Annotated in this window: 18 protein-coding genes; 10 read left to right on the top strand and 8 right to left on the bottom strand. The window is 69.8% G+C overall.

The genetic code is table 11. From position 1 onward, the window contains the following. Nucleotides 1-117: 117 nt before the first annotated feature. From MYSTI_RS11495 to MYSTI_RS11485, 3 genes are read left to right on the top strand one after another with little or no spacing between them, the layout of a single operon-like run. Nucleotides 118-1,635 (top strand): AlkA N-terminal domain-containing protein, encoded by a 1,518-nt coding sequence (locus MYSTI_RS11495; protein WP_015347914.1) that lies wholly within the window; start codon nucleotides 118-120, stop codon nucleotides 1,633-1,635. Next, a complete protein-coding gene (gene ogt, locus MYSTI_RS11490; protein ID WP_015347913.1) occupies nucleotides 1,628-2,164 on the top strand; it encodes a methylated-DNA--[protein]-cysteine S-methyltransferase in 537 nt (178 codons plus the stop codon). The genes MYSTI_RS11495 and ogt overlap by 8 nt, the downstream gene beginning before the upstream one ends. Before the next feature lie 56 nt (nucleotides 2,165-2,220). Continuing rightward, nucleotides 2,221-3,036, top strand: a complete 816-nt coding sequence (locus MYSTI_RS11485) for an isocitrate lyase/PEP mutase family protein (protein ID WP_015347912.1) — start codon at nucleotides 2,221-2,223, stop codon at nucleotides 3,034-3,036. 56 nt (nucleotides 3,037-3,092) lie between these two features. Here MYSTI_RS11485 and MYSTI_RS11480 read toward each other — a convergent pair whose 3' ends face one another. After that, on the bottom strand, nucleotides 3,093-3,551 hold the full coding sequence (locus MYSTI_RS11480) for a MaoC family dehydratase (RefSeq protein ID WP_015347911.1): 459 nt from the start codon (nucleotides 3,549-3,551) through the stop codon (nucleotides 3,093-3,095). Between the two features lie 160 nt (nucleotides 3,552-3,711). Here MYSTI_RS11480 and MYSTI_RS11475 point away from each other — a divergent pair, with 160 nt between their 5' ends. Both MYSTI_RS11475 and MYSTI_RS40660 read left to right on the top strand, forming a co-directional pair. Then, on the top strand, nucleotides 3,712-3,969 hold the full coding sequence (locus tag MYSTI_RS11475) for a hypothetical protein (RefSeq protein WP_015347910.1): 258 nt from the start codon (nucleotides 3,712-3,714) through the stop codon (nucleotides 3,967-3,969). 355 nt (nucleotides 3,970-4,324) lie between these two features. After that, nucleotides 4,325-5,683, top strand: coding sequence for a tail fiber domain-containing protein (locus MYSTI_RS40660; protein WP_015347909.1), 1,359 nt, complete (start codon nucleotides 4,325-4,327; stop codon nucleotides 5,681-5,683). Between the two features lie 82 nt (nucleotides 5,684-5,765). On the opposite strand, the gene MYSTI_RS11465 is transcribed toward MYSTI_RS40660, so the two are convergent. Further along, complete coding sequence (locus MYSTI_RS11465; RefSeq protein ID WP_015347908.1) at nucleotides 5,766-6,911, bottom strand: cystathionine gamma-synthase; 1,146 nt, start codon at nucleotides 6,909-6,911, stop codon at nucleotides 5,766-5,768. A gap of 48 nt (nucleotides 6,912-6,959) precedes the next feature. Continuing rightward, entirely contained in the window at nucleotides 6,960-7,721 is a 762-nt protein-coding gene (locus MYSTI_RS11460; protein WP_015347907.1) for a crotonase/enoyl-CoA hydratase family protein, read from the bottom strand. Between the two features lie 187 nt (nucleotides 7,722-7,908). On the opposite strand from MYSTI_RS11460, the gene MYSTI_RS11455 reads away from it, so the two are divergent. Next, nucleotides 7,909-8,892 carry a class I SAM-dependent methyltransferase gene (locus tag MYSTI_RS11455; protein ID WP_015347906.1) on the top strand — a complete coding sequence of 328 codons (984 nt, stop codon included), beginning with the start codon at nucleotides 7,909-7,911 and terminating at the stop codon, nucleotides 8,890-8,892. A gap of 27 nt (nucleotides 8,893-8,919) precedes the next feature. Here MYSTI_RS11455 and MYSTI_RS11450 read toward each other — a convergent pair whose 3' ends face one another. Next, nucleotides 8,920-9,978 carry a DUF7107 domain-containing protein gene (locus MYSTI_RS11450; RefSeq protein WP_233278237.1) on the bottom strand — a complete coding sequence of 353 codons (1,059 nt, stop codon included), beginning with the start codon at nucleotides 9,976-9,978 and terminating at the stop codon, nucleotides 8,920-8,922. 335 nt (nucleotides 9,979-10,313) lie between these two features. Here MYSTI_RS11450 and MYSTI_RS11445 point away from each other — a divergent pair, with 335 nt between their 5' ends. Beyond that, entirely contained in the window at nucleotides 10,314-10,979 is a 666-nt protein-coding gene (locus MYSTI_RS11445; protein WP_015347904.1) for an RNA polymerase sigma factor, read from the top strand. Then, nucleotides 10,966-12,690 carry a FecR domain-containing protein gene (locus MYSTI_RS11440; RefSeq protein WP_015347903.1) on the top strand — a complete coding sequence of 575 codons (1,725 nt, stop codon included), beginning with the start codon at nucleotides 10,966-10,968 and terminating at the stop codon, nucleotides 12,688-12,690. The genes MYSTI_RS11445 and MYSTI_RS11440 overlap by 14 nt, the downstream gene beginning before the upstream one ends. Before the next feature lie 185 nt (nucleotides 12,691-12,875). Here MYSTI_RS11440 and MYSTI_RS11435 read toward each other — a convergent pair whose 3' ends face one another. Further along, nucleotides 12,876-14,066 carry a tRNA-uridine aminocarboxypropyltransferase gene (locus MYSTI_RS11435; RefSeq protein WP_015347902.1) on the bottom strand — a complete coding sequence of 397 codons (1,191 nt, stop codon included), beginning with the start codon at nucleotides 14,064-14,066 and terminating at the stop codon, nucleotides 12,876-12,878. 139 nt (nucleotides 14,067-14,205) lie between these two features. Here MYSTI_RS11435 and MYSTI_RS11430 point away from each other — a divergent pair, with 139 nt between their 5' ends. Next, nucleotides 14,206-14,970, top strand: a complete 765-nt coding sequence (locus MYSTI_RS11430) for a 16S rRNA (uracil(1498)-N(3))-methyltransferase (protein WP_015347901.1) — start codon at nucleotides 14,206-14,208, stop codon at nucleotides 14,968-14,970. A 33-nt stretch (nucleotides 14,971-15,003) separates the two neighbouring features. After that, complete coding sequence (locus MYSTI_RS11425) at nucleotides 15,004-16,632, top strand: aminopeptidase P family protein (RefSeq protein WP_015347900.1); 1,629 nt, start codon at nucleotides 15,004-15,006, stop codon at nucleotides 16,630-16,632. 67 nt (nucleotides 16,633-16,699) lie between these two features. Here the strand turns inward: MYSTI_RS11425 and MYSTI_RS11420 are convergent, their stop codons facing one another. The 3 genes from MYSTI_RS11420 to grxD all read right to left on the bottom strand — a co-directional run bounded on the left by MYSTI_RS11420 (nucleotide 16,700) and on the right by grxD (nucleotide 19,907). Continuing rightward, entirely contained in the window at nucleotides 16,700-17,851 is a 1,152-nt protein-coding gene (locus MYSTI_RS11420; RefSeq protein WP_015347899.1) for a winged helix DNA-binding domain-containing protein, read from the bottom strand. A 203-nt stretch (nucleotides 17,852-18,054) separates the two neighbouring features. Beyond that, nucleotides 18,055-19,500: a DUF2914 domain-containing protein gene (locus MYSTI_RS11415; protein WP_015347898.1), complete on the bottom strand. Its 1,446-nt coding sequence runs from the start codon at nucleotides 19,498-19,500 to the stop codon at nucleotides 18,055-18,057. A gap of 86 nt (nucleotides 19,501-19,586) precedes the next feature. Next, nucleotides 19,587-19,907: a Grx4 family monothiol glutaredoxin gene (gene grxD / locus MYSTI_RS11410; protein ID WP_015347897.1), complete on the bottom strand. Its 321-nt coding sequence runs from the start codon at nucleotides 19,905-19,907 to the stop codon at nucleotides 19,587-19,589. Nucleotide 19,908 lies beyond the last annotated feature (1 nt).

Below are 19,908 nucleotides of genomic sequence, written 5' to 3'. Positions count from 1 at the left end.
GATTCACGCGAAGGGCCTCTCACCTCGGGTGGGGGGCCCTTCACGCTTGCGGGGGGCCGCGCCATTCATGTCCGAAAACCGCGAGCGCGGGCAGCGCGTGGGTGACACTGTTCCGGCATGGACCTGCTCGATTCCGACGCCTGCTATCGCGCCCTTCAGACGCGGGATGCCCGCTTCGACGGCCGGCTCTTCGTCGGAGTGACGTCGACCGGCATCTACTGCCGCCCCATCTGCCCCGCCCGCACGCCCAAGCAGGAGAACTGCACCTTCCACGCGTCCGCCGCCGCCGCGCAGGAGGCGGGCTTCCGGCCCTGCCTGCGCTGCCGTCCGGAGACCGCGCCGGACCTGGCCTCCTGGCGAGGGACCTCCAACACCGTGTCGCGTGCGCTGGCCCTCATCGCGGAAGGCGCCTTGGACAGCGGCGAGGCGGGCGTCGAGGCCCTGGGCGAGCGGCTGGGCGTGGGCGAGCGCCAGCTGCGCCGCCTCTTCAAGCAGCACCTGGGCGCCACCCCCGTGGCCGTCGCGCAGACGCGCCGCGTGCTGTTCGCCAAGCAGCTCATCCAGGAGACCCGGATGCCGCTCGCGGAGGTGGCGCTCGCCTCGGGGTTTGGCAGCGTGCGCCGCTTCAACGAGACGTTCCAGGCGCTCTACCAACGCCCGCCTGGCGCGCTCCGCCGCAAGCACGCGGCCTCCGCGGAGTCCTCCAGCGCGGTGGCGGAGGCGGGCGTGACGCTGCGGCTTCGCTACCGGCCTCCGTATGACTGGGCCTCGATGCTCGAGTACCTCGCCGCGCGCGCCATCGACGGCGTGGAGCAGGTCTCTCGCACGAGCTACCGGCGGATGGTGTCCCAGGACGGTGGCGTGGGCACGGTGGAGGTGTCGCACGAGCCGGCGCGCAACAACCTGGTGGTGACGATTCGCTTCCCGCGGGTGGCGTCGCTGCCGGCCGTCGTCGCGCGTGTGCGGCGGGTGTTCGACGTGGGCGCGGACATCGAGGTGATTGGCGCCCACCTCGCCAAGGACCCGTTCCTCGCGCCCCTCGTCGCGCTGCGGCCCGGGCTGAGAGCGCCGGGCGGGTGGGACGGCTTCGAGCTGGCGGTGCGAGCGATTCTGGGCCAGCAGGTGACGGTGGAGGCGGCGCGAAAGCTCGCCGGCCGGCTCGTGGCCTTGTGCGGCGAGGGCCTCCCGATGCCGGAGGGACTGCCACCGGAGCTGGGACGGACCTTCCCCTCCCCCGAGCGCGTGGCGAGCGCGGACCTGACCGCCCTGGGGATGCCCTCCGCGCGCAAGGGCACGCTGAAGGCCCTGGCGGACGCGGCGCTGGCGGACCCGCTCCTCTTCCATCCGTTCGGCACCGTCGAGGAAGGCATCGCCCGGCTGCGCTCCATCCGAGGCGTGGGTGAGTGGACCGCGCAGTACATCGCACTGCGCGCCCTGCGAGAGACGGACGCCTTCCCGGCCAGCGATGTCGCGCTGCTGCGGAGCGCGGCGACGGATGAGGGCGCGCGCCCCTCGCCCGAGGACCTGTTGCAACGCGCGGAGCCCTGGAGGCCCTGGCGGGCCTATGCCGCGCAGCACCTGTGGGCCTCGGACCCGGGCCCTCGCACACGACTTCCGGAGGCACGTCATGGCTGAGACGCTTCGCTTCATCATCGACAAGACGGACACGCCCATCGGCGAGCTCATCGTCGTCGCGGACCCCGAGGGCCACCTGCGCGCGGTGGACTGGACGGAGCATGACGGGCGCATGCGGCAGTTGCTGCGGCTGCACTATGGCGAGAAGGGCTACGTGCTCGAGGCAGGGCGGAACCCCGGCGGCCTCACCGAGATGATGCGGGCGTACTTCGCGGGGAGGCTGGACGCCATCGACCCCCTCCCCTCGCGCACCGCGGGCACCGCGTTCCAGCGCGAGGTGTGGGCGGCGCTGCGCGAAATCCCCTGCGGAGACACCGTCTCGTACTCGGCGCTGGCCCAGCGCATCGGCCGGCCCGCGGCGGTGCGCGCGGTGGGGATGGCCAATGGCGCGAACCCCGTGGGCATCGTCGTCCCGTGTCATCGCGTGGTGGGCGCCAATGGCTCGCTCACCGGCTATGGGGGTGGCATCGAGCGCAAGCGCTGGCTGCTGGCGCATGAAGCGAAGGCACGCGCTTCTTCCGCTGCCTGAAATCCCCCTCGGCATTATGCAGTCGGCCCAACGCTTCCCCTTCGAGGACCCTTTCCATGCCCCTTGCTCCGCCGAGTTCCCTCCGTGAGTTTCGCCAGCTCCACCAGTCGGGACTGCTGTTGCTGGCCAATGCGTGGGACGCCGGAAGCGCCCGCGTCATGGAGAGCCTGGGGGCCAAGGCCATCGCCACGACGAGCGCGGGCCTGGCCTGGTCCCAGGGCTACCCGGATGGAGACCTGCTCCCGGTGAGCCGGCTCCTGGACGCGGTGGCCTCCATCGCACGGGTGGTGAAAGTGCCGCTGACGGTGGACATGGAGGGGGGCTACTCGAGCGAGCCGCATGCGGTGGGAGAGCTGGCCGCGGGGGTGTTGGACGCGGGGGCCGTCGGCATCAACCTGGAGGACGGCTCGGGGACGGTGGACCTGCTGTGCGCGAAGATTGAAGCCGTGAAGCTCGCCGCGGCGCGCAAGGGCACGGACCTGTTCGTGAACGCGCGCACGGATGTGTTCCTGCGGGGAGTCGGCCCGGCGGAGCGCCGCGTCGAGGAGACGCTGGCCCGCGCCCGTCGCCTGCGCGACGCGGGCGCGGATGGCCTCTTCGTCCCCGGCGTGAAGGCGCCCGCGGACATCAAGGCCATCGCCTCCGAGGCGGGCCTGCCCCTGAACGTCATGGCGATGGTGGGCATGGCGCATGCCTCGGAGCTGGAGGCGCTGGGAGCGCGCCGCCTCAGCTCGGGCGCGAACATCGCCACGGCCACCCTGGGACGCGTGGCGGCGCTCACCACGGAGTTCCTGCGCAATGGCGGCGCCGTGTCGCCGCCGGAAGCGGGCATCACCTACCCCGCCCTCAACGCCCTGCTGACCCGCGGCTAGGCTGCGTCACCGACGGACCTGGGCGGCTCCGCGTCTTCCGCGAGCCGCCCGCCGCGCTACTTCGCCTCCGTGCCCTCGGGGCGCCGGGAGAAGAGCGCGTTGGCGATTTCCGTCATCACCACTTCGCCAGACTGATTGCGGACCTCGAAGCGGAACTTGATGGCGCCTCGGTCCGCCTTGCTTCGCGAGGGCGTCGTCGAGACGACCTCGAACCGCGCGGTCAGCGCGTCCCCAGGCCGCACCGGACGCAGCCACCGCAGCTCGTCCAGCCCTGGAGAGCCCAGGCTCGCGGAGCCCTTCAGCAGGTGCTCCACCACGAGCTTGTGGCAGATGGACGCGGTGTGCCATCCGCTCGCGATGATGCCGCCGAAGATGCCCTCGCGCCCCCCTTCGTCACTCAGGTGGAAGGGCTGCGGGTCGAACTGCTTCGCGAAGGCGATGATCTCCTCGCGCGAGATGACGTAGGGCCCGGCCTCGCTCGTCTCACCGGGCTGGAAGTCTTCGAAGTAGCGCATGAAACTCCTCTCCCCGCACTCCATAGGCCGCCCCCGGGAGCGAGGCAACGGATTGAAATCTCCGCCACGACAGGTGACCACACTTCCGCGTCTTTCTCGTTTCATTCCACCCATGACAAGATGGGCGAGCCACACCCGACATGCATCACCAGGAGACACCATGTTCGCGAAGCTCAAGAGCCAGCGGTCCATGTTGCTGTCCATGTTGCTCGTGCTGGGATTCGCCGCCCTGTCGTTGGGAGAAGCTCCCGCCGCGCTCACCGGGGAGGACGGGGATGCGCTGTGCAGTGAGCAGGTGAGCACCCCGCCCAGCATGGTGCTCGCCGACAGCGAATACTCCAACGCGGCGTGCCGGCCCACCTGTGTGGGGCCGTGCTGGACCTGTGTCATCGGTGTCTGTGAAAACCGCTGTATGTGATTCCTCGCCGCGCGCCGGACACCTGCGTGTGTCCGGCGTCGGCCCGGCTCCCCGCTGACGTCCGGGAACCAGGCCGCCGCAAGCGGACACTCCACGGCTCGAGGCGTGTTGACGCCACACCTCGCCGAGCATCCCCCCGAGGGGACCCTCGACCGCTGCCCGCAGGCGGGCGCACTTGGACGGACACCTCTGGCCCGCCAGTGCCGGGCCCGCCCTCATACAGGGCGGGAACCCACACGTTGAGCCGTCTCACCGACCGCCGCCAACGGGTGCGACATCACGGGTGCATCAACACCCAGGAAGACCTGGCGCGTAGGGCGCTAAGCTCCGGTCCCTATTTCCAGGAGGAACCGAAATGAGTGCCAAGACGTGGCTGGTCGCGCTGGGGTTCGCGGCCGTGGGGCTCGGCTGCAGTGGAGATGACGGTGCAACGGGGTCCCAAGGTCTCCAGGGCACCCAGGGCACGCCCGGCCCGCAGGGAGAGCGAGGCCCCGCGGGGCCACCCGGTCCCACGTGGCAGGTGGGCACGGGCCTGGCGCTGAGCAACAACGTGCTTAACCTCCGGTTCGGAAACGGGGCGGAGTTCCCCGTCTCGGACAATGACTTGCGCCTCTCCAACCCGCGCGAGCCCTTGCCGAACAGCGGGAGCTACATCCAGAACGCCCTCAACAACAACGTCCAGGACGCCTCCTTTTCCCTCAAGGGTGAGGGCACCACGAAAGGAAGGATGACGACGAACACCGAGCTGCTCGTCGACGTCGCGGCCGAAATCCCCACCACCCCTCCCACCTCCCCCACCACGCTTTTGAGGCTCCAGAACACGGCCAGCACGGGCGTGAAGTGGAACAAGTTCCCCCTGCTCACCGTGGACTCCGCGGGCAGCATCCTGGCGCGCGGCGAGACGGGCCAAGGACTGATTCCGATGACGGGCGCGGGCGTGCGCCTCATGTGGTGGCCTCGCCAGGCCGCCTTCCGCGCGGGCAATGCGGAGGGCCAATGGGACAGCGCCAGCGTGGGCCTGTACTCCTGGGCCGGTGGCAACCTGACCACCGCCAACGGGCAGGGAGCCTTCGCCATGGGCGAGCGCTGCACCGCCAGCGGCCGCAACTCCGTGTGCCTGGGCAACGGCAGCAGTGCCGCCGGCGACTCCAGCATCGCGCTGGGCTATCGGGTGTCGACCAGCAACTTCCCTGGCTCCTTCGTCTTCGGTGACCAGTCGAGCCTCGACGTCCACGCCGTCACCGCGCCCAATCAGTTCCTCGTGCGAGCCTCTGGCGGCATCCGGCTTCGCACCAGCTCCAACCTCGCCTTGGGCTGTGACGTGCCGTCCGACACCTCCGAGCTGCGCTGCACGTCCGACCGCAACGAGAAGGACGACTTCCGGCAGGTCGACGGCGAGGCCCTGCTCGGCAAGGTGGCCAACCTCCCCATCTCCACCTGGCGCTACAAGGCCGAGCAGTCCGACGTGCGCCACATGGGCCCCGTCGCGCAGGACTTCCGCGCCACGTTCGGTCTCGGCACGGACAACAAGAGCATCGGCCTGCTCGATATCTCCGGCGTGAACCTCGCGGCCATCCAGGCGCTCGAGGTCCGCACCCGGGAGCTGCGCGAGAAGAGCGCCGAGGTCGACGCCCTCAAGTCCGAGATGGCCGAGCTCAAGCGCACCATGTCCCGACTCGAGGCCGCGGTCCTCGCGAAGGACGCGCGCCCGTAGGTCTCCCGATGGACGAAGGGCCTTCGTGCAATCCCCCGCAGGGAGCACGAAGGCCCTCGAACCCGCCCAAGAGGACCCTGGCCTACTTCACCACGTCGAGCGCCTGCGACAGGTCGTCGATGAGGTCCTGCGAGTCCTCGATGCCCACGGACAGGCGGATGAAGCCATCCGTGATGCCCAGCTTCTCACGCGTCTCCTTCGGCACGGACGCGTGGGTCATGATGGCCGGGTGCTCGATGAGGGACTCGACGCCGCCGAGCGACTCGGCGCACGCGAACACCTTCGTCGTCTTGAGGAAGCGGCGCGCCGCCTCCAGGCCGCCGTGGATGTCGAACGTCAGCATGCCGCCGAAGCCCTTCATCTGCTGCTTGGCGAGCGCGTGCTGCGGATGCGTCTCCAGGCCCGGGTAGGTGACCTTCTTCACCTTCGGGTGCGAGACGAGGAACTGGGACACCTTCATCGCGTTGAGCGCGTGCCGGTCCATGCGGACGTGGAGCGTCTTCACGCCACGCAGCACGAGGAAGCTGTCGAACGCGCCGGACACACCGCCCACGGCGTTCTGGAGGAAGTACATCCGCTCCGCCACGTCCTCGCGGCTGGTGCAGACGAAGCCGCCCACCACGTCGCTGTGCCCGTTGAGGTACTTCGTCGTCGAGTGCGTCACCACGTCGAAGCCGAGGTCCAGCGGGCGCTGGAAGTACGGCGTCATGAAGGTGTTGTCCGCGACGGCCAGGATGCCCCGCTTCTTGGCGACCTCGGCGATGCGCGCCAGGTCGATGAGCTTGAGCATCGGGTTGGTGGGCGACTCCACCCACACCATCTTCGTCTTGGGCGTGATGGCCGCCTCGAAGGCCCCCGGCTGGGACAGGTCGACGAAGGAGAAGTTCAGTCCGCTGCGCTTGAAGACCTTGTCGAAGATGCGGAAGGTGCCGCCGTACACGTCGTCGGAGACGACGACGTGGTCACCGGCGTCCAGCATGTGCATCAACATGTCCGTGGCGGCCAGGCCCGAGGCGAAGGCCGCGCCGTGCTTCGCACCCTCGAGCGCCGCCAGGCAGTCCTGGAGCGCCTTGCGCGTGGGGTTGTGCGTCCGGCTGTACTCGTAGCCTTTGTGCTCCCCTGGCCCATCCTGGACGTAGGTGGAACTCAGGTAGACGGGAGTCATGATGGCGCCCGTAGTTGGATCCGGCTCCTGGCCGGCATGAATCGCGAGGGTGTCGAAGCGCATGGGCGGGGACTAACACAGCCCCCTTTGCCGCGCATTACCTCGACGGCGCTACTCGAACGTCCCGTGTCGTCCGGCCCCCTTCGCGAAGCGGGTGGCGCCGGCCATGGATTCGCTCTCCAACACTTTCACCCCGCAGAGGAACTCCTGGCGCAGCGCCTGCTCCAGCCCCTGCCCCACCTGCGCATAGGCCGAAGCCCGGTCCGCGTTCATGCAAGCCTGCGGAAACGCGGCCACTTCCAGGGCGAGCGCCTCCGCGGCCTCGCGCGCCTGTCCGATAGGAACCACCCGGTTGGCCAGCCCCATGGCCAGCGCCTCCGGGGCCCGCACCGGACGCCCCGTGAGGATGAGGTCCAGGGCCCGGGACAGGCCGATGAGCCGGGGCAGCCGCACCGTGCCCCCATCGATGAGCGGCACGCCCCAGCGCCGACAGAAGACGCCCAGCACCGCGTCCTCCTCCACCACGCGCAGGTCACACCACAGCGCCAGCTCCAGCCCTCCCGCCACCGCATGGCCGCTGATGGCCGCGATGACGGGCTTGCTCAACACCATGCGCGAGGGCCCCATGGGCCCGTCCCCGTCCACCTCGAGCCGAGGCAATCGGCGCTCGGACACGGCCTTCAGGTCCGCGCCCGCGCAGAACGTCCCACCATCTCCATACAGCACCCCCACGCGAGCCTCGGTGTCGGCGTCGAAGGCGCGGAACGCGTCGGCCAGGGCCTGGGCGGTGACGCCATCCACCGCGTTGCGCACCTCGGGCCGCTGGAGGATGACGGTGGTGACGGGGCCCCGCTTCTCGATGCGCACGCTCATGGCCGGAAGTCTTCCTCCGCCGGGCGGCCGCCGCAATGCTCCTCGGGGGGCCAGGCGTCTGTCCCGGGCTTCGAGGAACGGACACCCCCGCCCCTGGCCGGAACGCGGCGCCCTCTCCGCGCTTGTCGTTCGAGGGAGAGTCGGGGATGAGTGGGGCCCGGTGGTCTGGACGGAAGGACGCGTGGGCATGGCTGCACCCGAAGGCACTCGAGGCAACGGCGGCGACGAGGCGGGCATGTTCGCCAATCGGCTCCGCAAGGGCGCGAAGCACTTTCGCAAGTGGGCCCGCGCCCAGGGGCTGACGGCCTTCCGCGTCTATGACCGGGACATTCCCGAGTACCCCTTCGCCATCGACTTCTACGGCGACTGCGTCCACGTCACGGAGTACCCGCGCCGCCGCGCGCTCAAGTCCGGCACCGCGGAGACGCAGCGGACCGAAGTGCTCGAGGCCGTGGCCGCCGTGCTGGAGGTCCCCGCCGAGCGCATCTTCGTGAAGACGCACACGCCCCAACCCTGGGGCCGCGCGCAGTACGGCCGGGTGGGCGAGGGCAGCGGGCGGCTCGTGGTGGAGGAGCGCGGGCTGAAGTTCTGGGTCAACCTGGGCGACTACCTGGACACCGGCCTCTTCATGGACCACCGGGACACCCGTCAGCGGGTGCGCGAGGAGGCCCGGGGCAAGCGCTTCCTCAACCTCTTCGCGTACACGGGCGCCTTCACCGTCTACGCCGCGGCGGGGGGCGCCTCGAGCACCGTGACGGTGGACCTGTCCAACACGTACCTGGACTGGGCCGAGGACAACCTGGACTTGAATGGCCTGGCGAACTCACGCCACGAACTCATCCGCGCGGACGCGAAGGCGTGGGTGGACGCCCAGGCCGAGGGCGCCGAGCGCTATGACCTCATCGTCTGCGACCCGCCCTCGTTCTCCACGTCGAAGAAGATGACGGGCTCCTTCAACGTGCAGCGGGACCACGTACGGCTCTTGGATGCGCTCCGGACGCTGCTCGCGCCCGGAGGGGTCCTCTACTTCTCCAACAACTTCCTCGGCTTCCAGCTCGACGCCAAGGCCGCGCGCGGCTGGAAGTCCGTGGAAGAGCTCACGCCCGCCTCCATCCCCGAGGACTTCCAACGCAAGGACATCCACCGCTGCTGGCGGATGGTGGCGCCCTGAACACAGCCGGGCGCCACCCCTCACGCACTACCGCCAGCAGGCGTTGTTGACGCAGCGCTCGCCCGCGGGGCACTCGCAGTTCGCCTGACAGGCATTGCCGCTGCCCTGGGGCCTGCAGGCCCCCTCCACGCACACCTGCGACGCGGGGCACTCGCAGTTGGCGCGGCACACCGTGCCCGCGTCGGGCGAGGGCTGCGGCTGTTCGCAGGCGCCGTTGGTGCAGACCTGACCGGAGGGGCACTCGCAGTTGGCCGTGCACGCGGGACCGGGGCCCGGGCCCGCATCCGGAGGAGGCGGCGGCGCGCGGCAGTAGCCCTCCTTGCACACCTCACCCGAGGGGCAGTCGCAGTTGGCCAGGCACGCCTTGCCCGGGTCCGGCTGCGAGGAGCGGCACTGGCCATTCGTGCAGACCTGGCCCGAGGGGCAGTCGCAGTTGGCGCGGCACTCGCCGCCGTGGGGAATGGGCTGGCAGTAGCCAATCTCGCAGGCGTGGTCCGCGGCGCACTCCGTGGTGGACGAGCACTGCGCGCGGCACTGGCCGTTCACGCAATCCTTGCCACCCGAGCAGTCCGTCGCCGAGTAGCACGCGTTCGGGTCCCTGGGACGCGGACGGCAGACATTGGCGCTGCACGTCTCCGTGCTGGAGCACTGCCCATCCGTGGTGCAGCCGCGGAAGCACTGGTTGTTGATGCAGTAGTTCCCCGCCCCACAATCCTTGTTCACCCAGCACTGCGGACCCGGGCCACCATCGGTGGGCGGATGACCGCCGTCCGGACGCGGGCCCCCATCGGGGCGAGAGCCGCCATCGGGACGCGGGCCTCCATCGACGGAGCCACCATCTCTCGACGGAGGCGTGGTGGGCGCGCAGAAGCCCGCTTCACACTTGCCTCCCGCGCCGCAGTCCCCAGGACGCGAGCAGGGCTGGAGGCAGACGGAGTTGATGCAGACCTCGGAGCGCTCGCAGTCCGTGGACGAGAAGCAATCCCGAGCGTTCGGTGAGCGGTCCCGACAGTAACCGGCACGGCAGAACTGGTCCGACTCACAGTCGCTGCTCGAGACGCAGGCACAGAGGTCGTCTTCATCCATCCAGCCGTCATCGCTCTCGCGAATGATGCAGCCTTGTAGGAAGGCCAACAGCAAGACGAGTGGCGTCAGCAAACCGCGTACGGCGGGGGGATGCCTCATGGGCGGGGACTCCGAGCTTTCAGGAACCGGTCCGGCCACCGGGTGGGTTGTCCGGTTTCTCCCGCGTTCGTCTCCTGGCCGCTGACGGATGATCAAAAATCTTTTTTGATCGTTCGCTGTCGCGGCGGCGACCCAGGGGGCGCGGAGGTAGTGTGCTGACCTGGACCTTTCACATGGACGGCGGGGAGTTCCTCCAGGGGGGGACCTCATGGCGCGTCCCGGAGGGAGAGCGTCCGGTGATTTTCCGTGAAGCCCAGGTGCTGTCCGCGACGGTGTCGCCCGAGGAGCGCCCGGGGCCCGAGTCCTCGTCACCTCCCACGTCGGATGACCAGCAGCTCCACCTGCTCGTGCGCCGGCTCCAGGAGGGGGACCTCACGGCGTTTGACCACATCTACGAGCTGACCCGGGTGGACGCCGCGCGCACCTTGCGGCACCTGGTGGGCAATCGCGTCGACGTGGAGGACCTGCTCCAGGAGACGTACCTGCGGCTGCTGACGGCCGTGAAGGGGTACCGGGGCGAGTCGCGCTTCCGCACGTTCTTCTACCGGGTGTGCTCCAACGTCGCGCTCTCGCATCTGCGCTGGAAGCGGCGAAGGCCGGAGGACTCCGTCGCGGAGCCCCCGGAGTGCGAGGCGCCGGGAGAGGACCCGGAGCGGGCCGCGGCCCGGCGGCAGGCGGCTCGGCTGGTGGAGGTGGCGTTGGAGCGGCTGAAGCCCAAGAAGCGAATCGTCTTCGTGTACTACGAGCTGTGCGGCATGAGCCCCGACGAAATCGCCGAGGCCGTGGGAAGCTCCCCCAACACCGTCCGCAGCCGCCTCCACCACGCGCGACGGGAGTTCCACGAGGCCATGCAGCGACTGCTCGTCACCCGCCGCCCCGGAGGCGACCATGGCGCACCTTGAGACCAAGGCGCTGTGGGCGCTGGCGGCCCATGAATCGAGCGCCGAGGAGACGACTCGCGCGCAGGCGCACCTGAGCCAGTGTGCGAAGTGCGCGGAGGAATGGGAGCGCGTGCGGACGACGCGCGCGATGGTGCAGGAGGCTCGGGCGGAGCAGCCGTCGGTGCCGTGGGATGCGTTGGGGGCGAAGCTGCGGAGTCAGGCGGCGGCGCGACTGGCGGAGGATGCAGCGCGGTGGCGATGGCCCAGGCTGCCGGCGGTGCAGTGGCCGTGGGGGCTCGCGCTCGCGGGCGCTGTCGCGGCGATGGTGGCCTTCTGGGTCGCGATTCCGAGGGAGCCTTCGACGCAGGCGAGCCCCGCGGACACGGTGATTGCGGAGCAGCGACCCACGGACTCAGGGGCACAGGTCGCGGAGACGGGGGCAACGTCGTCGCCGGACAGCGACACCGCGCATGCGGAGAGCACCACGGGCGCGATGCTCAAGGAGCGCGGGGGCGAGCTGCGTGAGCTTCGTGCCGGGATGCGCTTGAGCGCGGGCACGGCGGTCAAGACTCCGGCGCGCGCATCGGCGATGTTGCGGCTGCCGGACGCGAGTCGGGCGAAGCTCTCGGCGGAGTCGGAGGTGGAGCTGTCTCGCGCGGAGGCTCGGGATGTCCACCTCACGGTGCATCAGGGCCGGTTGTCGGTGAAGGCCTCGCACGCGGAGCGACGCGGCTTCCGCGTGGACGTCGCGGACCTGCGCGTCTGGGTGGTGGGCACGGTGTTCACGGTGGAGCGGACAGCCGAAGGGGCCTCGGTCGCGGTGGCCGAGGGCCGCGTGCGAGTGGAGCGCGATGGCCAGCCGCCACGGATGGTGGGCGCGGGAGAGCGCATCGAGCTGAGCGAGCGCGAGAGTGAGCTGAAGCAAGAGCCCTTGTCCGAGCCAGACCGTGAAGCGCTGGATGCGGTGAATCAGTCTCCAGAGCCTGCGCTGCCGGAAGCCGGACTCACCGTACCCACGGCCGCGAACACACCGGAGGCAGCCCAGGCCGTGCGCCCGGCCGTGGCGCATGCGCCTCATGCGCCGTCCACGGTGAAGCCGGCGCTCGCGACCACGCCATCGACGCAGCCGGAGCCCCGGTCGAAGGTCATGTCCGCGTCCATGGCGATGAAGCACGACAAGCCGCAGAGCCCCGCGTCGGCGGTGCCGCGCGCTGCGCCGGAGACGATGGTTCCTGAAGAGCCTCGGGCCACGACGGCCGTGGCGAAAGCAGGCAGTCCGTCAACGCCCTCGGGGAATCCAGAGCAGGAGTTCGCGCCCTACCCCGCGCCCTCGGTGGCGGAGTCGCTGCCGCCACCTCCCCCGACGAACAACGCGCCCGCCGTGCCGCCTCCCGCGCCACCGGTTCAGATGGCACAGACGCCTCCGCCCAAGAAGAAGTCGGAGGGACTCATCTCGATGTCGCTCTTGTCGAAGGATTCGGACGAGCGGTTCCTTGGCTATGCACGGCTCCAGATGGGGCCTCGGACGTGCGAGAACTTCCTCGCGGGGCTGGAGGAGATCGCGGACCGAAGTCCTCGCACGGACCATCGCGAGCAGGCGCGCTATCTCCGTGCGCGCTGCTTCGAGGAGCGGCTCCAGGGACAGGACGCGAAGATGGAGTACCGCCAATACCTCAACGAGTTCCCACGCGGCCGCTACGTCCGCGAGGCAGGCGCCGCCATCCTCCCCTGATAACCGGCTCACGCACCGCACGACGCCAGCGTGGGCTCGGGGTTCGCCCGCCACGGTGCATCCCCACCCAAGCCACGACGAGGCGCGCGCACACAGGCCGTCGGCCCGAGGGAGCAAGCGGAGGCGTCACGCACTTCGTCGCCTCACGCCTGCGCAGCCCGAACATCAGCGTGCGCGCCCTTCCATCAGCCCTGCACGACCTCGGGCTGCTTCACGCGCTTCATCGGCTCGCGCGCGTTGCCCCGGTCGACGAGCACACGCAGCACGGACTCCAGCGCGCGGATGCGAACCCCCGCGCGCCCAGGCGCCCAGAGCGGCACCTCCGGACCGCTCAAGAGCGCCATCGCGTGCTCCACGCTCCCAGCCTTCCCCTCCAGCGCCCGCGCCGTGGCGAGCCGCACGTTCCGCGCGGGCCTGCGGCTCACACCGCCCTCCCACAACAAATCCAGCGCGAACGACGTCCACACCGCCAGCTCATCACTCGGACGCAGGAACCGCTCGAACCGCGCCAGCGCCTCGCTCCGAGGCTCCCCCGCCCTCAACACGTCCTCGGACAACTCCACATGCAGCGGCGTGCTGCGAGCCAGCGGCTGCTCGGGAGCAATGACCGCCTCGAAGCGCTCTCCCGAGGCAGGCCTGCTCGCCACCACATGCACCAGCTCCGCCGGAATGTCCGCCCCCGTCGGGTGCGCGTTCGCCTCGCCGTAGAACACGACCAGGTTCTCGAAGCCCTCCGCCAGCTCGCGCAACTCCAGCGGCGGACGCCACGGGCCATAGTGGATGCGGCGTCGATTGGGCGACGTGCGCGTCGACTGTCGCCCCAGCTGCGTGTCCACCATGTACTCGAACGCGCGCAGCATCGTGTCGAAGCGCTCGGGCTCGCCCTCCAGCAACCCCAGAATCTCCACCACCGCCTCGATGGTCGAGACGCAGTGGTCCGCGGGCTCCGCGCGAATGCGGTAGTTGCTCGGGCGCCGCGGCACGAAGCCGATGCGAGGCAGCCCCGCGAGCACCGGGTTGCGGCTCACGACCTTCTTCGCCTGCGGCCACGTCCCATCCACGACGATGAGCGTCTCCGGCGGACGCATCCGCGCCTGCTCCACCGAGATGGCTTCCTCCCCCGGGAAGAGCACCGCGACGGACTCGGGCCGCGCGGCCAGCTCCTCCAGCCGCGCATGTCCGGTGAAGTCCACCCCCTGGTGCAGCTCGGAGTTCGCCAGCGCCAGGTGCGCCATGCGCGCCGTGCCAATGGCCACACGCCGCTCACGCGGGTGCTGGAGGAAGACGACGCGGGTGCGCGTGTCCAACCGGGGCGGCAGTTGCGAGCAGTAGCAAGCGCTCTCGGGGCGGTAGCAACGAAGACAAAGGGAACGCACAGCCCGGCTTTACGGCACGGCCCGGGGCCGGGCAAGCACTGCCGGTGGAGGAACCAGCGGCCCGCCTGGCGCTCTGGCGCCCGCCCCCGTCCGGAAGAAGCCCCCCACCACCCCTCGTGGGCGGGGTACACAGGCGCTCGTGAACCTGCTGCTGCTCTTCGACGAGGACTTCCTGCCGGACGGAACCGCGCGCCTCACCGGCCGCCGGGCCCAGCACGCCCGAGAGGTCCTCCGCGCCGAACCCGGCGAGTCCCTGCGCGTCGGCCGCCTGGGGGGCCTCATCGGCACGGGCGAGGTGCTGGAGAACACCCCTGGCGTCCTCCACCTGCGCGCCACCCTCACCGAGCCCCCTCCCCCCCGAGCCGGCATCGACCTGCTGCTCGCCATCCCCCGCCCCAAGGCCCTCAAGAAGGTCCTCCCCGCCCTGGCCTCCCTCGGCGTGGACCGCATCGTCCTGGTCAACGCCGCCCGCGTGGAGAAGAGCTACTTCGACTCCAAGGTCCTCGATGGCGCCTTCGTCCGGGACCTCCTGCTCCAAGGCCTGGAACAGGCCCGCGACACCCACCTCCCGGAGGTCCTCGTCCGGGAGCGCTTCCGCCCCTTCGTCGAGGACGAGCTCGACGCCGTGTTTCCCACCAGCGCCGCCCGCCTGCTCCCCCACCCTCCGGCGACCCAGCCCCTGCGCGCCGTGGCCGCGGCGGCGGGCCAGCGCTCCGTCCTCGCCATCGGCCCAGATGGGGGTTGGGTGTCTTTCGAGGCGCAACTGTTGGAATCCCACGGTTTTCGCCCCTTCTCGCTGGGGCCTCGAATCCTCCGGGTGGAGACGGCGGTTCCCGTGCTCGTCGGGCAAGTGGCCCTTCTCGCGGAAGACAATGCTCCGCGTCAGGATGCATCTCGGGCTTGAAGGGCCCTGGCCGCTGTTCAAGAGTTCCGCGCCATGGCCACGTCCATCCCGTCGTCCTCGGTCGCTTCCGACAGCACGCAGCCCGCTATCGGTGAGCAGCAGCCCCTCGTCACGTCCGAGCCCCAGGCTCCGGCGGCGAAGCCCGCCAGCCACGACTCGGCGCCTCCTCCCGCGCTGTTGGACTTCATGCTGAAGAGCTGGAAGCCCGCCGCGCAGAAGCTCCCTCCGAAAATCAAGTACGCCGGGGCCTTCAAGGCGCGCCGTCAGGCGCTGTCGAAGGCGTACCCCGGCGAGACGCTCGTCATCCCCACCGGCCACGAGAAGGTGCGCGCCAACGACACCTACTACCGCTTCCGGCCGGGCACGGACTTCTACTACCTCACCGGCAACCTGGAGCCGGACTGCGTGCTGGTGCTCGAGCCGAAGGACGGCGGCGGGCACACGGACATCCTCTTCGTGGAGCCCAACCCGGGCCGCTCCGACGCGACGTTCTACACGGACCGCGTGAAGGGCGAGCTGTGGGTGGGCCCGCGCCTGGGCGTGCCGGAGAGCCGCGCGCGGCATGACGTGGACGAGGCGCGCGGCCTCGACACGCTGGCCGACTACCTGAAGGGGCTCAAGGCGGCGTCGACGCGCGTGCTGCGGGGCCACTCGGCCAAGGCGGACGGCGCGGTGGCCGAGGGCGGCGAGCGCGACAAGGCGCTGGCCACCACGCTGTCGGAGATGCGCCTCATCAAGGACGCGCAGGAGCTGCGCGAGCTGCAGACCTCCATCGACGCCACGCAGCGCGGCTTCGAGGACGTCATCCGCAGCATGAAGGCGGACGCCAAGAGCGAGCGCTACGTCGAGGGCGTCTTCAACCTGCGCGCCCGCGTGGAAGGCAACGACGTGGGCTACAACACCATCGCCGCCAGCGGCTCGCACGCGTGCGTGCTGCACTGGACGCGCAATGACGGCCCGCTCGTCCCCGGTGAGCTCCTGCTCCTGGACGCGGGCGTCGAGGGCCACACGCTCTACACCGCGGACATCACCCGCACGCTGCCCATCACCGGCCGCTTCTCGCCGGAGCAGAAGGCCATCTACGACCTCGTCTATGCCTCGCAGGAGGCGGCCTTCGCCGCGGTGAAGCCGGGCAACGACTTCATGGAGCCCAACCGCGCCGCCATGAAGGTCCTGGCCAAGGGCCTCGAGAAGCTGGGCATCCTCGAGGACGCCGCCGAGGCGCTCAAGGACGAGCACCAGTTCTACAAGCGCTACTCCCTGCACAACGTCAGCCACATGCTCGGCCTGGACGTGCACGACTGCGCGCAGGCGCGGCAGGAGGCGTACAAGTACGGCAAGCTCCAGGCGGGCATGGTGCTCACGGTGGAGCCGGGCCTGTACTTCCAGAAGGACGACCTCACGGTGCCCGCGCGCTACCGCGGCATCGGCGTGCGCATCGAGGACGACCTCGTCGTCACCGCGCGCGGCTGCAAGGTGCTCTCCGGCAACATCCCGCGCACGGTGAAGGACATCGAGGCGTGGATGAGCGGCGTGTGGAACGCCGACAAGGCCCCCGCGAAGTCGAAGGGCAAGAAGGCCGCCTCGAAGAAGCAGGACAAGTCCCCCGCGAAGTCGAAGGACAAGAAGGCGAAGAAGGCCAAGGCCGGCAAGCGCAAGTAGTCCGCGCGCCGTCTGCCTGATGAAACCGGCCCGGAGCCCTCGAGCGCTCCGGGCCACGCCCCTCGCGTCAGGACACCGGCGCGAAGTGGACGTCGTGGGACGCCACGTCCGAGGCCACGCAGGACAAGAGCCGCATCCCCTCTTCCGTGAGCGCGTCGCGGTCCTCGCGAGACAGCCGGGCGAAGGGCTCGACTCGCAGCAGGGCCTGAGCCTTCTTCCGCTCCAGCTTCCACATCCCTCGCACGAAACCATCCACCAGCACCGTCGGACGGATGATGCCGTTGAGGGTGAAGACGCGCTTGCGGTGGGGCTCCGAGATGATGCGCGTGCGGTCCGAATGCGACAGCAGCAGGTTGTCGAAGTCGGGGATGAAACGCACCGGCACGGGGGTGTCCCCGTGGGGCCGAGGCGCATCCGGCACATCGAAGAGCTCGACGCCCTGCTCGTCACGGAAGGTCCGCAGCCGAGGCCGAAGCTGCTCGAAGACCTCGCCCAGGTGAATCATCCCGGACCACTGCTGCATGTCCTTCACGCTCGCCGGGCCGAAGGCGCCCAGGTAGCGAAGGACCACGTCCTCACGTGACTGCGCGGGGGCTTTGGAGGGACCGAGCCACGAGTCGGCCGGAGTGAACTCCACCTCTCCGCCCACGCCCCACGTCCCGAAGGGGGGCACGGTGATGAGCGCCCCCGCCATCCGGACCACCATGCTCAACGCGGCGCCATCCCGGTCCGGCCACTTCAGCTGGAGACGCCGCCCGAGCTCCGCCGCGCTCAAGGGCTCCTCCACCATCAACCGGCGCCCCTCCGCGAACACCTGCGCCATGTCCAACCCCTCCAGCTCGCGTGGGAAGGGGCTGTGTTTGATCATCCGGTCCAACACCGGCTGAAGCACGGGGCGGAGGGCGTGACAGTCGCGCGCGGTGACCAGGTGCTGGGTGGAGCGCATCATCGAGGCGCGCACCACGCTCCGAGCTTCATAGGCCCGGGTCAGGTCCTCGAGCTTGAAGTCCTCCATCCGCGTCCAGAGGCCCACATAGGGCGCGTTTCCGGCCTGGGCTTGGAGTCCAATGAGGTGCTCGATGACCTCCAGCAGCGGGCGGCGGGTCCGGCTCACCAGGAACTGCCGCTGGAGCAGCGCCCGGTTCAGCTCCCGGGTGGATAGAACAGGTGCCAGTCCGCCCTTTGTTGCGCGGCGCGGACTTCGAACCTCCTGAGTCATGCGGGGACGCCTTCCTGTTCTCTTCGCGCTTGCTGCCTTGGAGCGCCCCTCATCGACCGGAGCGAAGGGAAAAGGCAACATCATCAAGGAGATGGGAATCATGGGGGAGCCTGGGGTCCTACGAGTCCGGAGCGACTCGACGACTTGACGGGCTCCACCATGACGGACGGGCGTGACAGCGCTCTGTCAGGTATCAGCGGGCCTCACTGCGCCGGTGCGCCCTCCAGGGGCGCGGGGGGCGCGGGAGGCGCGGGGGCCTCGGCGGCCGGAGCAGGCGTCGGCGAGGCGGGCTCCGAGGGCACCGTCCCCGTGGGCTTGCGCGTCTTCTCGAACGCCTCCGCGGACAGGGGGATGACCTCCTTGAGCGTGGAGTACTCCACCTTGAGCTCGCGAGGCTCGGTGCGCTCATCGGCGCCCGCGGTGAAGGACAGGCGGTTGATTTCATGCCCGGCCTCCGTCTCCAGCACGACGCGCCAGTTGCCGGGCTTCAGGTTGGACGTGGTGGCGTAGTAGCGGTAGCCGCCATCCGTCCCGTTGCTGCTGACGTTGGCGATGAAGCCGTTGCCGTTGGTCGTCCAGCCCTTCTCCGGGTGGTCGTAGTACCAGCGCACGCGCACCTTGTACGGCGCGAAGTTCTTCGGCGCGAAGATGCGGAAGAAGTAGTACGGCTTGTCGCCGGGCCGAATCACGAAGTCCGGACCGAACCACGTCCACGGCTTGTACCAGATGGAGTCGTCCACCGACGTGAGCTGGTACACGCCCGGGCTGACGCGCTTCACCTCGTGGTAGATGCCCGCGTACTGCACGGCGAGGGGCACAGGCGGGATGACACCCACCAGGTAGCAGACCAGCAGCGCGGCCTGCACACCGAAGCCCGGCACCGCCACCTTCCGCACCACGTATTCCACGTCCGTGCGCCAGCGCGCCATCAGCCGCATCAGCCCGTACATGCTCGCGCTGCCCAGCGTCACGGCCAGCAGGAACACCCAGAAGCCGATGCGGCCAATCAGCACCGGCAGCAGGCACGCGAAGTACATCGTCACGCAGAGGCTGAGCAGCGACACGCGGACGACAGGGCCCATCTGCCGGAAGCGCGGCAGCTCGTTCGCCACCAGCAACCCGAAGAGGGCCACGACGAAGAGGTAGGGCATGAAGCCCGACGTGCTCTTGAACAAGAGCAGCATGAAGACGCTGATGAGGCTGCCGAAGAAGAAGTGGACCGCGTCCTCCCTCCAGCGCCACACCTTCGCCAGCAGCGCGGGGGGCTCGGTGCCCTCCGGGTAGCGCTGCTCCAGGAGCAGCAGCGACGCCAGGATGAGCAGGTAGCCGAAGCTCTGCACCAGCGTGAGCTTGTCGTCGATGCGGCTCAGGGAGACGATGTCGTAGAGGAAGCCGCCGAAGAAGAAGGCGGCCATCTCCCACTTCTCGTGGCGGGTGCGGAACGCCTGCACCTTGTCCATCAAGGTGGGCGTCTTCTCCGTGGCCACCAGGTCGTCGGGGTCCACCGCCGCGGGCGAGGCGCCCTGGGGGGTGTCCGTCAGCGCGACGGCGGCATTCGGGGGAGCAGCGGGGACCGGCGCCGGGTTACCGGATGGGTCGGCGGTCTCTTCGTTCTTCTCGGAGCTGTTGGGCGGAGTGGCGGTGACCACGGAGATTCCTCGCGGTTGCGGCCGCCCATTCTAGCCGCGGACGTGGGGTCGGGTCTGCCCTCCCCCACGTCGTTCCAGACGGAATCTCAGGCGGGCGGCTTGCCGGCGACCAGGTCGGCCAGCTCGCCCCGCTCGGCCAGCTCGCCCAGGATGTCCGAGCCGCCGATGAACTGCCCGCGGATGAAGATCTGCGGAATGGTGGGCCAGTTCGTGTAGTCCTTGATGCCCTGGCGGATCTCGGGGTCGGCCAGCACGTCCACCGTGAAGACCTCACCAAGGGGCTGCAGCAGCGACAGCGCCCGCGCGGAGAAGCCGCACTGGGGGAACAGGGCGTTGCCCTTCATGAAGAGGACGATGGGGTGCGACTGGGTCAGCTGGTCGAACCGGGCCTTGAGCTCTGGGGTCATG

The organism is Myxococcus stipitatus DSM 14675 (genome assembly GCF_000331735.1).
In the GTDB taxonomy this organism is placed as follows: domain Bacteria; phylum Myxococcota; class Myxococcia; order Myxococcales; family Myxococcaceae; genus Myxococcus; species Myxococcus stipitatus.
The sequence above is the reverse complement of the archived record's forward strand: the minus strand, read 5'-3'. Positions and strand labels throughout refer to the sequence as shown.